Genomic DNA, 14,129 nt, shown 5'->3' on the forward strand with positions numbered 1-14,129 from the left:
TGTGTTTTTGATGTTAATTTTTTGTTTTGTATATAATTATTACTTATTTATTGACAAAAAATGTTTTCACAGTGAAGTTGACACATCGTGTTGCATTTAGCATTATTGGACAGTTGATATCTGTCAAATGATATCAGGGTTGCTCTCACGTTGGTGAGAGCGCGAAAATTATAAAAGTAACATTACTTAATTGGTTGGGAACTATGTCTGTTAAAATCAGAAAGAGTCTTGTAGCTACGGCGCTTTTAGGCGCGACAGCTTTTGCAAGCAGCAATGTGATTGCAGATCCTTTGAATGACATACAAAAAGTAGGTCAACAAACTCAAACGGCTGCTAAAAAGTCTCAAGAAAAGATTGATAACCTTTACGGTCAGTCTCAAGAAATGATCGCGGAATACCGTGGTCTGGTTGAAGAAGCAGAACTGCTTAAAGTGTATAACGATCACGTTGCACGTCTTGTAGCAGATCAAAATGCAGGTATTGAGTCTCTTGAGCGTCAGATTGGTACTATTGACAAGACAAAACAGGACGTTGTGCCTTTGATGTATCGCATGATCGATACGCTTGAGCAATTCATCAAAGCGGACGTTCCGTTTAATCAAGAAACACGTCTAGAGCGCGTTGAGAAACTTCGCGGCATCATGACTAACTCGTCTGTAACGACTTCTGAGAAGTTCCGTCAAGTTCTTGAAGCTTACACTATTGAAACTGACTACAGCACAACAATGGTTGCGAGCCAAGGTTCTCTTGAGCAAAATGGCAAAAACATCAATGTTGACTTCGCACGTCTTGGCCGTATCGCATACGTAGCCCAGTCGTTCGACCAAAAACACGCTTGGGTTTGGAACAACGACTCTAAGCAATGGGAGCTACTTGGCGAAGAATATCTTAAGCCAGTTAAGAGCATGATCCGTATTGCACGTAAGCAAGCGGCTCCTGAACTTGTAAACCTACCTATCTTTGGCGCGGAGTAATTAATGATGAAGAAACTATTTAAAGGTTTTGCAATTGCTGCAGCGTTAACAGTTTCTGCTGGTGCCGCGCTAAATGCACACGCAAACACTGAAGCCTTAGACAAAATCCTAGAGCAGGTTAAACAAAACCGTATCTCTGAAGGCAAGATCAACAAACAGCGCGAGCAAGAGTTTTTAAGTGACCGTGCTGACAAACAAGCATTGTTGAACAAAGCGAAGCGTGAACTTGCTGCAGAAAAAGCACGTGGTGAGCGTTTAAATGAACAATTCAAACAGAACGAAGTGACGCTTGCTGAGAAAGAAGTTGAGCTAGAAAATGCCAAAGGTACACTTGGTGAAATGTTCGGTGTTGTACGTCGTTCAGCTGCAGACGCTATTGGTTCGATCGAAGCTTCACTAGTAAGTGCTGAAAAACCAGGACGCGCTGAAGTACTTCGTTCACTAGCTGAAGCGAAAGAGCTTCCGACTACTCGTGAACTTGAAGATCTTTGGATTGCTTTCCAAACTGAAATGACTGAGTCTGCGAAAGTAACTAAGTTTGAAGCTGAAGTTGCTGAGTTAAATGGTGACATTAACGTTAAAGAAGTAACTCGTGTTGGTAACTTCAACCTTGTAACTAAAGATGGCTATGTTATTTACGATGCTGAAAACAAACAAATCGTTCCACTTGGTAAGCAACCAAGCGGCGAGCTAGGTGGGGTTGAGCGTCTAGTCAGTGCATCTGCTAATCAGTACGTTAAGTTTGCAGTTGACCCAACTCGTGGTTCATTACTACGACTTAACACTCAACGCGCAACTCCGGAAGAGCGTTGGCATCAAGGTCAAGAAGTTGGTTACATCATCACTCTCTTACTTGCTGTTGGTGCGTTAATTGCGCTAGTTCGATTCATCGATCTAACGATTGTTAGCTCTAAGATGAAAGCACAAATCAAAAACGCTAATAACCCTAACACAAATAACCCACTTGGTCGTATCTTGAAAGTTTACCATGATAACAAAGACCAAGACGTTGAAAACCTAGAGCTTAAGCTTGATGAAGCTATTCTACGTGAAACTCCACGCATCGAGATGGGTGTAAATATCATCAAGATTCTTGCGGCTATCGCGCCACTACTAGGTCTACTAGGTACAGTTGTTGGTATGATCATGACATTCGAATCAATCACACTACATGGTACTGGTGATCCGAAAATCATGGCAGGTAACATCTCTCTAGCGCTAGTAACAACAGCACTTGGTCTTATTGCAGCTCTACCTTTAATTCTACTTCACGCTGTTGTACATGGTCGTAGCAAAGCAGTTCTACACATCCTAGATGAGCAAAGCGCAGGTATTGTTGCTACTCACGCGGAGAAGGAGAAAGCCTAATGTTAGTCCTGATGGAGATATGGGAATCTATCAGGGATTTTGTTGCTACAGGCGGCGATGTATTATACGTGGTCGCAATAGCACTCTTTCTAATGTGGGTTTTAATGATTGAGCGCTATTGGTTCCTACTCGGTGAATTTCCTAAAATGCAAAAGGAAATCGTCGCTAAGTGGGACGCCCGCCAAGATACTACGTCTTGGTACGCACACAGAATCCGCGATGCTTGGATTTCTGAAGCGTCTGAAAAATTAGATGAGCGCATGTTGATTATCAAAACATTGGTTGCAATGTGTCCATTAATCGGTCTTTTAGGTACAGTGACAGGTATGATCACAGTATTCGAAACGATGGCTACTCAAGGTACGGGTAACGCACGATTAATGGCTTCAGGCATTTCAATGGCTACGATACCAACAATGGCTGGAATGGTTGCGGCACTATCAGGTGTTTTCTTTAGTACGCGTTTAGAAGCACGTGCAAAAATGGCTAAAGAAAAGCTAGTTGATAGCTTGCCTCATCACTAGAGAGAGATTGAACTATGGCACGTAAACAACGTTTTCGTGAAGAGGAAGATGCAGCAGTAGATATGACGCCGATGCTAGACATCGTATTCATCATGCTTATCTTCTTCATTGTAACCACTTCTTTTGTAAAAGAAGCTGGTATTGAAGTTAACAAGCCAAAAGCGGCACAGGCACAAAAGACTAAGAATGCGAACATCTTTATCGCAATCCGTGAAAACGGTGAGATTTGGATGGACAAGCGTCAAGTTGATGTTGAACGTGTAAGTGCAAACCTTGAAAGTCTGATGGCTGAACAACCTACTGACGTGGTTATTATTCAAGCTGACAAAGGCGCGAAGCACGGTGTAGTTGTTCAGGTTATGGACCAAATTAAAGCGACTGGCGACAATCTGAAGATTTCAATAGCTGGAGATCAGTAATGATTCGACTTCTGTTTTCACTTCTAGCAGGTGGGGCAGTAACTCTCGGCTTGTTCTTTTTCATGTCATATCTTATCTCCGGAGGAGCAGATAGGGCAGATGTACAAAAGGAACAAATCGTAGTCGAGATTATGTCGAATCCGCCTGAATCAAAGGTGCAGCAGCGGAAGCGTGTCCCGCCTCCGCCGCCGCCACCACCTAAGCAGCCGCCAAAACCGCAGCCGCCTCAGCCAGACACGGCTGATCCTTCTGCGGGTAACATCGGTTTTAACATGCCTAGTATTGACCTAGGTGGTACTGCAGGTGGTTTATCTGGACCTGGCGAGTTTGGCCGTGATGGTGATGCAACACCTATCGTTCGAATTGAGCCAAAATATCCACCTCAAGCCGCTCGTGATGGCAAAGAAGGTTGGGTACGTTTATCTTTCACAATCAATGAGCTAGGTGGAGTCGAAGATGTTGAAATTATCGATGCTGAACCAAAGCGTATCTTTGACCGTGAAGCGAAGCGTGCACTTCGTAAGTGGAAATATCGTCCTAAAGTTGTTGATGGTAAGCCACAGAAGCAACCTGGCATTACAGTCCAGCTTGATTTCACACTAAACCAAGGTAATTAAGGAGGCAGGCATGAAAAGTTTACCCAAATTTACAGCTCTTGCTCTTCTAATTGCATTGACTGGTGGCATTTACTCAGAGTCAGTTTCTGCTGCGCCTAACTATGAAGAAATAGAGAAGCGTAAAGCGGCAAAAACTAAGATTATGGGTGAGCGAGTAGGTAAAAAAGTTGCCAAAGCGTTCGAATTATATAACGAAGAAAAAGTCGATGAAGCGATTGCAATGCTTCGCGAGCTTGACCCTTCAGATGATTTCGATAAAGCAACGGTTAACCGTTACCTAGGTCAGCTTTATGCTCAAAAGGAAAACTACGGCGAAGCGATTAAGTATACGCGTTTAGCTATTGCTCCTGATGCGCTTAACTTTAAAGATCAGGGCGATCTAATGAAGTTGCTTGGTGATCTTCTGCTAGGTACTGAAAAGTACTCAGAAGGTATCAAAGCCTATGAAGCGTGGATGGACTTTACGGGTGAAAATGACCCTAAAGTGCACGGTCGTATCGCGCAGGCTTATTATGAGTTAAAGCAATATACTAATGTTATTGCTCCAGCTGATAAAGCTATCGCAGGTGTAGAAGAGCCAAATAAACAATATTATCTGATGAAAGTCGCAGCTTACTTTGAATTGAAGCAATTCAAAAAGGCTGTAGAGGTTGGTGAAGAGTTAGTACGTGTTTTCCCTGAAGACCCTAAAGCTTGGACACAACTAGGTGGCTTTTATTTGCAAACCGAAGATTACAGTAAAGGTATGACTGTAATGAAGGTGGCGTATAGCAAAGGTTACTTTGAAAAAGAGAATGACTATAAGATTCTTGGAAGCTTATACTCTTTGACAGAAGATCCTTGGCGTGCAGCTCAAACGTTCGAAAAGGCTATGAAAGATGGCAAAATCGAACGTACAAAGCAAAACGTGACAGCGCTTGCAAGTTATTACCACCAAGCTAAACACATCAGTGATGCTGCTAAATACTATGAAGAAGCTGCTAAATTTGACGATGACGCAGAACTTTATGGAAGAGCAGGTGGCCTTTTACTGCAAAATCTGCAGTACAGTGCAGCAGTAGTTAGACTAAATAAAGCTTTAGAGCTTGGTACCAAAAAGAAAGGCAGTACATATGCTGATCTTGCGGAAGCTTACTACTATCAAGATAAGTTCAAACAAGCTTATGCAGCAATTTTGAAGGCGAAGGAAGATCCTAGCACTAGAAGATTTGCGATTAGCTGGTCGAGCTTTATCAAAGAAAAAGCACAACGTAGGGGTGTTAGCCTCTAATTAAAAAGCCCCGAAAGGGGCTTTTTTGATTTCAAGTTTTAATGTGAAATTATGAAAAAGCATTTATTGTTCAGCCTTACTTTGGTCGCATTTATATTCCTATCCGCTTGTAGTGAGCACAAGCCAGTCGTAAATTATCAGGAACTCAGAACTTCTTTAATTTCTCTTAACAGTAGTTTAAGTCATTCATCTACGGATGATATTACTGTTTTACCGTTCACAGAGGGCTATTTACAGTTACGGCACGCCTTATTATCAAGTAGTTTGAATGAACCAGATGTTATGGCGCATAAGGAGCTTGATTACTTAAGAATTCAAGAGCGATATCCAGAGCGTTACTTACCTTGGCCTAGTCATATCCCTGTACTCAAAAACGTAGAAGGTAGAGTGAGTGCTGAGGAACTTGATCTGTGGCTTAATTTTGTAATAACAAAACTAAAAGAGGCCGATGAAAGTAATATTCGCCTAAATCGGTTTGAGCGGGACGCCATAATAAAGCAACTTGAAGATTCAAATATTGACGCACCATCACGTTCAACGCTACTGACTTATTTAAATGATTATAAATCTAGGGCGATGCTTGGGCTACATCAGTTACCTAATGGGAAAGAGTGGTACCAATCAAAACTAAATTTTTACGGAGCTATTCAAGAGTCGCCTAATAAAGTTTTGGCAATGTTATCAAAAATTGATGAGAAAAAGAGTAAATCAATTGTGCTCAATACAAAGCCTAATACTCAACAGCCTTATATACTAGAGTTATTGCCAGCTAATTGCCAAAGAATTAGTGGACTCAACTGGCGTGATGGATTTATTAATGTGCCTTCTACAGTAGCAAAGTGTACAAAGGCAATAGAGCAGCATAAAGCGCTAATCGTGACTTTAATGGCAGTAGATTTAGGAATTCATTATCAAGGGTGGTCACAAAAGCAAGCATTTGTTGCGCTCAACTCAAAACTAGCGCTGAATGAACAACAAGCACAACAATTGATTGCTAATATAGTCTATTTTCCGGCGACTATTTTTGCTGCATATCCCCATTTTTTAAAGCCTTAGTCTTACAACTGCGACAGCGTTGAGTTGCTGGATCTTGTTCTAGCAACTCAAACTCTATTGTCTGCTCGCAATCACAGCAATAACCAAACTGACCGATCTCCATTTGGCATAATGCCGCTTCGACTTTCATCAACCTATCATAGAGCGGAAACTGCTCGGGATTTATTTTTTCCATTACAATATCAAGCCATTTATTGGGTGGGTTGAGCTCTAAGGTATTGGCAAGGTTATGAGTAAACTCATTGGGTGAAGCTTTTAGCTCTCCTAAAAAGTCGCTTCTAAGTGTAGCGAGTTCAGCTTGTAAGCTTTGCTCGTAGTTATGTGTGTTTTCATTCATGGGCGCTCTCCTATCCGACGCCCCATTATCATTTCAGTCAAACTTCACTGTTATGATTTGAATCAAGGTCTGGAGACATTGCGTATTTCTGCAACACCTTCATGACGTCATCTTTGCTTTTAAGCGTTTTGATTTCATCAAAAAGAACATGTGCGCCGCTATACTGACGTTTCAAATAACTTAACCACTGTTTTGTTCTAGCTGAAAAGTACTTTTCACTCATATTCTCATCTTGATGCATGGAAGAGTGGAGGATATGGTAGACCACGTTTTCCCATGTGAGCGGAGTATAATGAGTTCCGTTAACATGCGCTTTGATTTTTGCTGCCAGATCGGGGGTGGCTAGTGCACCGCGACCAAGCATCAAATCTTGGCATTGGCTACGTGTTTGGCAGAGTATCGCATCTTCAACTTGCCAAATTTCACCGTTAGCAACGACAGGAATGGTTAACCTTGATAATAAAGGGGGGATCTTTTCCCAGTACGCTGGCGGTTTGTAGCCATCTCGTTTGGTACGCGCATGTATCGCCAAACTTGACGCACCACCTTGCTGGACCGCATCGACAATTTCAGTGCTATTGGCATCATCGTCAAAGCCAAGGCGTATTTTGGCGCTTACTTGATGTTCTTCTGGTACCGCATCTCTAACCGCTTTGATGATTTGATAGATTTGCTCAGGCTCCTTCAGTAAAACCGCGCCGCCGCGGCTTTTATTCACGGTTTTCGCAGGACAACCAAAGTTCAAATCGACACCATGAGAGCCAAGCTTTATGGCCTTTCGTGCATTCGCTGCAAGCGCATGGGGAACCTGACCTAGAAGCTGTACTCGTACCGGTGTTCCGGCTCTGGTATAGCCACCATTTAATAGTTCAGGGCAGTATCTAGTGAATACTCTGCGTGGAAAGGTGAGATCAACAACGCGAATAAATTCAGTCACACAAAGATCAAAGCCGCCGAGATCTGTGAGCAATTCGCGCATTTTAAAATCAACTACACCTTCCATCGGCGCCAGAACAAGCTTCATGTGTTAACCTTCAGATACAACAAAAATAAACTGAGTCACTAATGGCTCATCGAAAAGCGCGACATTTTAGCTAATTGTTTGCTGCAAGTCATCAACAGCCCCTAGTTATCCACAAATAGCAAAAAGACAACAGATGAACTATAACTGGATGTAAACCACAACTTAGCGAATGCAACTAAAATTTTTAAACGTTTAGCGAAATAAATATTTAGACGTTTGGGTCTACTAATTGAATCTACTATTTCTGAGAGAGCAAACATTATGAATACCGTTAAAAAGAACTCTATTGCCCTTACTTTAAGCGCTGTTGTTGCGGGTACCGCGGGGTTAACCGCGACAGACGCAAATGCGAATCCATTTAGTTTTGAAACAATGACCGCTGGTTATCAACTAGACGCTGGTGAAGGAAAATGTGGCGAAGGTAAATGTGGTGGCGACGCCAAAGGCAAAAAAGAAGGAAAATGCGGCGAAGGTAAATGTGGTGGCGACGCCAAAGGCAAAAAAGAAGGAAAATGCGGCGAAGGTAAATGTGGTGGCGACGCCAAAGGCAAAAAAGAAGGCAAATGCGGCGAAGGTAAATGTGGTGGCGACGCCAAAGGCAAAAAAGAAGGTAAGTGCGGCGAAGGCAAATGTGGTGGCGACGCCAAAGGCAAAAAAGAAGGTAAGTGCGGCGAAGGCAAATGTGGTGGCGACGCCAAAGGCAAAAAAGAAGGCAAATGCGGCGAAGGTAAATGTGGTGGCGACGCCAAAGGCAAAAAAGAAGGCAAATGCGGCGAAGGTAAATGTGGTGGCGACGCCAAAGGCAAAAAAGAAGGTAAGTGCGGCGAAGGTAAATGCGGTGGTAACCACTAAATAGGAATACCATTGTATTCGACCCAATAGCGCAGCTAGTTATGTTAGGGTAAGCGGCGCTATTGGGTAATCCCAAAGTGAAGCCATACATACAGTAAAGCCTCTGTGATGCGAGCTTCTGATTAGTTCAAAATAATGTCTAAAGTGAGAGGAATATGGCAGTGCAGTTAGGCAACTTAGGACTTGGTTTACGCCGTGAAATGGTCGATGACGTGCTCAATGCGCCGCCAAAGCAAGTAGATTTTTATGAGGTTGCACCAGAAAACTGGCTAAAATTTGGCGGTAAGCTTGCAAAGCAATTTCAAGCATTGACGCAACAACATACCTTTATCTGTCATGGCTTGTCGTTATCGCTGGGTTCACCTGCACCGCTTGATCGCGAATTTTTATCCCAACTCAAAACATTTTTTAACCAGCATAATATCGCTACCTATAGTGAGCATCTGAGTTATTGTTCGGGAGAGGGTCATATGTACGATCTGATGCCAATCCCTTTTACTGAAGAAGCAATCCATCATACCGCTAAGCGGATCCGAGCAGTCCAAGAGCACCTAGAACGCCGGATTGCAGTAGAAAATGTCTCTTACTATGCCGCTCCTGGACAAGAAATGTCGGAGTTGGAGTTTACCCTTGGGATATTAGCCGAGGCCGATTGCGATTTGCTACTCGATGTTAACAACATCTATGTCAACGCTATTAACCATGGCTACGATGCCGAACAATTCTTAGCGGCTATGCCAAGCGAGCGTATTGCATACGGCCATATCGCAGGCCATTATGTGGAAGCCGAAGACTTACTCGTTGATACACACGGCGCTGAGGTATCTTCACCAGTATGGGACTTGTTAGAGAAAGCCTATGAGCTGCATGGGGTATTTCCGACGTTACTAGAGCGTGATTTTAATATTCCTCCCATGGCAGAGTTACTGGCAGAAACGGGGCAAATTTCAGCAATACAGGCCAGATGCGCCAAGCGCTTAGAGAAGGTATAGCTATGTCTTTTGTAGAAACTCAGCAGCAGTTTATGGCGCATATCAGAGATCCAGACAACCAACCGGCACCTGACGGCATAGAAGCGCGACGCTTAAAAATCTATCAAGAGCTGTTTTTTAATAATGTCGAAGGCTTCGTGAGCAGTGCGTTTCCTGTACTTAAAAGCTTGTATACCAATGAAGATTGGTTGATGTTAATTAGGCTATTTTTTGTTAAGCACGATTGTCATTCGCCATACTTTTTAGAGATTAGCAAAGAGTTCTTGCAGTTTTTACAAACAGAATACGAGCCCACTGAAGCTGATCCTGAGTTCTTGTTAGAGCTTGCTCACTATGAATGGTTAGAGCTAGATGTGGCAACGACCGTTGAGGCAGAGCATGAGCTTTCAATTGAAGCACAAGCGCTTAAAGATGCTGAAATAAGCTTGGCAAGTACAGCCAGAGTTGCACATTATCAATATCCGGTTCATCAGATCAGTGAAACCTTTAGGCCAACTAAAACAGCAGGGCAAACGTTTAGCTTTGCATTGTATAGAGACGAAGAGGACGATGTTCAGTTTGTCGCACTAAATCCGATGACGGCCTTAATGTTGTCGGTGATTGAAGCCAATGATGGTATGCAACTCACTGACATTGTGAATGTTATCGCGCAGCAAGTGCCTCAGTTTACTGTTGAGCAACTACATCAAGGAGCTCAGCATACACTAGCTGAATTCGCGGATCTTGGCATTATCAAAACAAAAAACCTTTAAGCTATTGGCAACATCGACTATTATACGGCCTGTTTTTGTCGTGCTTAAACTCGGACTAGGGCGCTAGTCAATGCTTTCTGCTGCTAGGCAGTTGGCGCGAGTTGTAAAATTAAAGGTAGTATCTATGTCTAAAGGTGACTTTAAAGATCCGTTCAATGCAAAGTATTTCCTTGCATTTGTTGCTGTATTCGCTGGAATTGGCTGTTTAAACGCGATTCTAGGCTGGGCAACAGCGCTTGCATAAGTCAAGCTGAATGTATTTACCTAGAGGCTGCTATATGCAGCCTTTTTCGATTGTATACAGATATATACCAATTAGTCTTAATACTAGCTCAATTTGAAGGAGCAAATCTGACGCTAACTGCGTTAAAAATTTCTCATTTAGAACAACTAAATCGCAAAACTTTCGCCTTGCCTATATGGATGTAGGTACCTTGGCGTGAGCAGGATGCGGAAGCGGTGTTATCGACAAGATTTTCTCGCCTCAAAATAGATCACTTAATTAAGCTAATTGGTATAAAATACTCGCTAAATTGTTCGCTTTTCCTCCATCCTGACACACAAAGTCATTCAGTCGGTTTCAACCGGATAGAAAATTGTTATAATCTCACTCTTTTGTAATAAACTTAAAGCAAAGCAATTATGACGACAGAGAATATGTCATTGATCAAAAATAGTATCGCGACGGTTCCTAATTACCCAAAACCTGGGATCATGTTCCGTGACGTGACTTCACTTCTAGCAAATCCTGCTGCGTTTAAGGCGACAATTGATGCGTTCGTTGCGGCTTATAAAGATGGCGGCTTTACTAAAATCATCGGTACTGAATCGCGTGGTTTTATCTTCGGTGCACCATTGGCGTATGAGTTAGGTATTCCTTTTATTCCAGTAAGAAAGCCGGGTAAATTACCGCGTGAGGTGATCAGCCAGTCTTACCAGCTTGAATATGGTGAAGATACGCTTGAATTACACTCAGATGCGATTGAAGCAGGTGATAAAGTGCTACTTGTTGATGATTTACTTGCAACAGGTGGTACTATTGAAGCAACAGCAAAACTGGTTAAGCGCTTAGGCGGTGAAGCTACTGATGCTGCGTTTGTTATTTCATTGCCTGAGCTTGGTGGTGAAAAGAAAATCAATGATCTTGGGATCAAAATCCTTTCACTTGTAGAGTTCGAAGGCGAATAAGCATGAGCTATCAGGTTCTGGCGCGAAAATGGCGTCCGCAAAACTTCCATGAATTAATGGGGCAGGAGCATGTTAAACAAGCTCTGGTCAACGCACTTAATGAAAAGCGTTTACACCATGCCTATTTATTCACCGGAACACGTGGTGTGGGCAAAACAACCATTGCTAGGATCTTTGCTAAAAGCCTTAACTGCGAACAAGGCGTTACTTCAACGCCTTGTGGTCAGTGTAGTGCCTGCACTGAGATTGAAACTGGTAAGTTTATCGATTTAATCGAAATTGATGCGGCTTCTCGTACAAAAGTTGAAGACACGCGAGAAATCTTAGACAACGTACAATATGCACCAACTCGTGGTCGCTACAAGGTTTATCTCATCGATGAAGTGCATATGCTGTCGAAGCACAGTTTTAATGCGCTCTTGAAAACCTTGGAAGAGCCGCCAGAGCATGTAAAATTTTTGCTCGCCACAACTGATCCACAGAAGTTGCCTGTGACTATTCTGTCCCGTTGTTTACAGTTCAATCTGAACGCAATGACACAAGGGCAAATAGTTGAACAGTTAGAGAAAATCCTGCCGCTAGAGCAAGTTGCCTTTGATCCGGTGGCGCTACAAACGTTAGCGAAGGCCGCTGATGGCAGTATGCGTGACGCACTCAGTTTGACAGATCAGGCTATTGCACAAACAAATGGCAATTTAACGGTGCCTGCAGTGCAATCTATGCTGGGACTGATGGATAGTGCTCATGCGGTCATTTTGCTGTCTGCAATTTTATGCCACGACGGTGAAGCCTTACTCAATGCGATTGAAAAAATAGCACTACAAAACGGTAATTTTGTCAGTGTGCTGGACGATTTAATTGCGCTATTGCATGTTATTCAGCTCACTCAACTCGTGCCTAGTGCTGCGCGGTTATCAAATTTTGATAACAACGACATCAAGCTATTTGCAGAGCAATTAGTACCGCAACAGGGCCAGTTGTTGTATCAACTGCTGTTGAATGGCAAAAAAGACCTAAAGTGGGCACCCGAGCCTAAACTTGGGTTTGAGATGGTCATGCTGCGCTTAATGGCGTTTGAAAAAGAAAGTCATAGTGTAGTGCCTAGCGCTCCTGTGAGCCAGGAGACTTCTGAAAAGCAAAGCAAAGTAGGGGATTTACGAGCGCTGTTAAAAAAGCCAACGGAAGATAACGCTACGGTAGCGGCATCACCTCAGGTACAGCCGACAGCAACACCTACATATGCACCAGAAGCAACGACATCAACCACGCAACAAACAACACAGTATGAGCCGGTGTCGCCAACGCCTGCTGCGCAAAGCCAAGCACCAGTCGCCTCTGTGTCATCTGAGGCGGAGATGGCCAATCAATACGACAGCATCATGTCACAGGCGGTAGAGCAGGGGTTCCAAGAACAAGTTCCTGCACATCATCATGAAAGTGCGCCAGTTGATGATGCTGCATACGCGCAAATGGCATCACAAAACCAAGAGGATTGGTCTCGACCTGAGGTGCAAAATCAAAGCGCTTCAGAACCTGCTGCTACAGCAAGTGTTACCGAGCAGCAAAATCAAGCCCAGTCAGCAATAGCACGAATTTTAAAAAATCGTAATATCTCTGGGGCGGGTCGATTGGTGGGAGCCAATGGTGAGGTAAAAAAGTCTGAGGCGCCTAGTGCGCCAATGCCAATAGAGCAAGCGCCAGCTACGACAGTAACCACACCTGAGTATCAGCCTGAACCGCAACACGCACAGCCAGCAACACCTCGCTTGGCACCAAAAAAGCAAAAGAAAGAAGCGTTTCAAGAACGCCATAAACCTATTACGGAAAATTTAGCGCCAGAATTGCTAGAGCAGTTATCGCCGGTAAAACAAGATGATAACGAACAAAGTATTCAAGTGGAGATCCCTGCACCGGAAAACTTTGTTAGTCCAATAAGTGACATTAAGTTTGCTCACCAAAGCGACGATTGGGCAAACATGATTGAAAAGATGCAATTAGGTGGTCGAATTCGCCAGTATGCTTTACACAGCGTGATAACGCAGCAAGGCGCGCAGGTACAATTGCAAGTAGACGCGAGTCAACAGCACTTAGACTCCGCAGTGTTGAGAGAGAAACTAACCGAAAGCCTAAGCGCATTATTCGAGCAGCCAATAACGCTTGAGATTAACTATATCGACACGGTAAACAACACGCCGTTTTTGGTACAGCAACAATTAGATGAGCATAGGCTTGTCCAAGCTAAAGCGGCGATGCGAGACGATCCACTCGTCAGCGCATTTGTCCAAGAATTTGACGCAATGCTTGACGAAAATAGCGTTCAGGCATTGTAATTAAGGGCGTTAGCCCTTATCTTTTATCACAGTAAACCAAATTGAAGTATAAGAGAGCAGAATATGTTTAAAGGCGGAATGGGCAACATCATGAAGCAGGCGCAGCAAATGCAAGAGCGCATGGAAAAAGCCCAAGAAGAGATCAAGAGCCTAGAAGTAACAGGTGAAGCAGGCGCAGGTTTAGTTAAAGTAACTATGCTTGGTAGCCACAACGTACGTCGCGTAGAAATCGACGAAAGCCTAATGGAAGACGATAAAGACATGATCGAAGACCTACTAGCCGCTGCGGTAAACGATGCAGTTCGTCGCGTAGGTGAAGAAACGCAAAAGCGCATGTCAGAAGTCACCGGCGGCATGCAAATGCCCCCAGGCTTCAAAATGCCGTTCTAATTTAGGATCCCATAAGAAAGCGCCAGTTGGCGCTTT

At 43.5% G+C, this 14,129-nt stretch carries 15 protein-coding genes; 13 read left to right on the plus strand and 2 right to left on the minus strand.

Annotation, left to right across the window (positions count from 1 at the left end; all coding sequences use genetic code 11):
- The first annotated feature begins 203 nt into the window (after positions 1 to 203).
- Genes CTT31_RS06225 through CTT31_RS06255 form a run of 7 tightly spaced genes read left to right on the plus strand, consistent with a single transcriptional unit; the run spans position 204 to position 6,228 of the window.
- On the plus strand, positions 204 to 974 hold the full coding sequence (locus CTT31_RS06225) for a DUF3450 domain-containing protein (protein ID WP_039492469.1): 771 nt from the start codon (positions 204 to 206) through the stop codon (positions 972 to 974).
- Positions 975 to 980: 6 nt separating this feature from the next.
- A complete protein-coding gene (locus tag CTT31_RS06230; RefSeq protein ID WP_039492663.1) occupies positions 981 to 2,342 on the plus strand; it encodes a MotA/TolQ/ExbB proton channel family protein in 1,362 nt (453 codons plus the stop codon).
- Positions 2,342 to 2,866 carry a MotA/TolQ/ExbB proton channel family protein gene (locus CTT31_RS06235; RefSeq protein ID WP_039492467.1) on the plus strand — a complete coding sequence of 175 codons (525 nt, stop codon included), beginning with the start codon at positions 2,342 to 2,344 and terminating at the stop codon, positions 2,864 to 2,866. The genes CTT31_RS06230 and CTT31_RS06235 overlap by 1 nt, the downstream gene beginning before the upstream one ends.
- 14 nt (positions 2,867 to 2,880) lie before the next feature.
- Positions 2,881 to 3,285 carry an ExbD/TolR family protein gene (locus CTT31_RS06240; protein WP_045961628.1) on the plus strand — a complete coding sequence of 135 codons (405 nt, stop codon included), beginning with the start codon at positions 2,881 to 2,883 and terminating at the stop codon, positions 3,283 to 3,285.
- Positions 3,285 to 3,902, plus strand: coding sequence for an energy transducer TonB (locus tag CTT31_RS06245; RefSeq protein WP_010369012.1), 618 nt, complete (start codon positions 3,285 to 3,287; stop codon positions 3,900 to 3,902). Before CTT31_RS06240 ends, CTT31_RS06245 begins: the two co-directional genes overlap by 1 nt.
- Before the next feature lie 10 nt (positions 3,903 to 3,912).
- Complete coding sequence (locus tag CTT31_RS06250) at positions 3,913 to 5,172, plus strand: tetratricopeptide repeat protein (RefSeq protein ID WP_017218010.1); 1,260 nt, start codon at positions 3,913 to 3,915, stop codon at positions 5,170 to 5,172.
- A gap of 51 nt (positions 5,173 to 5,223) precedes the next feature.
- Positions 5,224 to 6,228: a hypothetical protein gene (locus tag CTT31_RS06255; protein WP_260492190.1), complete on the plus strand. Its 1,005-nt coding sequence runs from the start codon at positions 5,224 to 5,226 to the stop codon at positions 6,226 to 6,228.
- Here CTT31_RS06255 and CTT31_RS06260 read toward each other — a convergent pair.
- On the minus strand, positions 6,191 to 6,565 hold the full coding sequence (locus CTT31_RS06260; RefSeq protein ID WP_260492191.1) for a TraR/DksA family transcriptional regulator: 375 nt from the start codon (positions 6,563 to 6,565) through the stop codon (positions 6,191 to 6,193). The genes CTT31_RS06255 and CTT31_RS06260 overlap by 38 nt on opposite strands.
- A gap of 37 nt (positions 6,566 to 6,602) precedes the next feature.
- Positions 6,603 to 7,589: a tRNA-dihydrouridine synthase gene (locus CTT31_RS06265; protein ID WP_069018790.1), complete on the minus strand. Its 987-nt coding sequence runs from the start codon at positions 7,587 to 7,589 to the stop codon at positions 6,603 to 6,605.
- A gap of 261 nt (positions 7,590 to 7,850) precedes the next feature.
- On the opposite strand from CTT31_RS06265, the gene CTT31_RS06270 reads away from it, so the two are divergent.
- The 6 genes from CTT31_RS06270 (at position 7,851) to CTT31_RS06295 (ending at position 14,093) form a co-directional block, all read left to right on the plus strand.
- Positions 7,851 to 8,441 (plus strand): HvfA family oxazolone/thioamide-modified RiPP metallophore, encoded by a 591-nt coding sequence (locus tag CTT31_RS06270; RefSeq protein WP_010369002.1) that lies wholly within the window; start codon positions 7,851 to 7,853, stop codon positions 8,439 to 8,441.
- A gap of 155 nt (positions 8,442 to 8,596) precedes the next feature.
- Positions 8,597 to 9,433, plus strand: coding sequence for an HvfB family MNIO-type RiPP peptide maturase (locus CTT31_RS06275; RefSeq protein WP_211859571.1), 837 nt, complete (start codon positions 8,597 to 8,599; stop codon positions 9,431 to 9,433).
- A gap of 2 nt (positions 9,434 to 9,435) precedes the next feature.
- Positions 9,436 to 10,185 carry an HvfC family RiPP maturation protein gene (locus CTT31_RS06280; protein ID WP_260492192.1) on the plus strand — a complete coding sequence of 250 codons (750 nt, stop codon included), beginning with the start codon at positions 9,436 to 9,438 and terminating at the stop codon, positions 10,183 to 10,185.
- Positions 10,186 to 10,827: 642 nt separating this feature from the next.
- Positions 10,828 to 11,373, plus strand: a complete 546-nt coding sequence (gene apt / locus CTT31_RS06285; RefSeq protein ID WP_010368992.1) for an adenine phosphoribosyltransferase — start codon at positions 10,828 to 10,830, stop codon at positions 11,371 to 11,373.
- A 2-nt stretch (positions 11,374 to 11,375) separates the two neighbouring features.
- Complete coding sequence (dnaX, locus tag CTT31_RS06290; protein WP_211859573.1) at positions 11,376 to 13,703, plus strand: DNA polymerase III subunit gamma/tau; 2,328 nt, start codon at positions 11,376 to 11,378, stop codon at positions 13,701 to 13,703.
- 63 nt (positions 13,704 to 13,766) lie between these two features.
- Complete coding sequence (locus tag CTT31_RS06295) at positions 13,767 to 14,093, plus strand: YbaB/EbfC family nucleoid-associated protein (protein ID WP_010368987.1); 327 nt, start codon at positions 13,767 to 13,769, stop codon at positions 14,091 to 14,093.
- Positions 14,094 to 14,129: the final 36 nt, after the last annotated feature.

The sequence above is a fragment of the Pseudoalteromonas maricaloris genome (assembly GCF_024746855.1).
Classification (GTDB): Bacteria; Pseudomonadota; Gammaproteobacteria; order Enterobacterales; family Alteromonadaceae; genus Pseudoalteromonas; species Pseudoalteromonas maricaloris.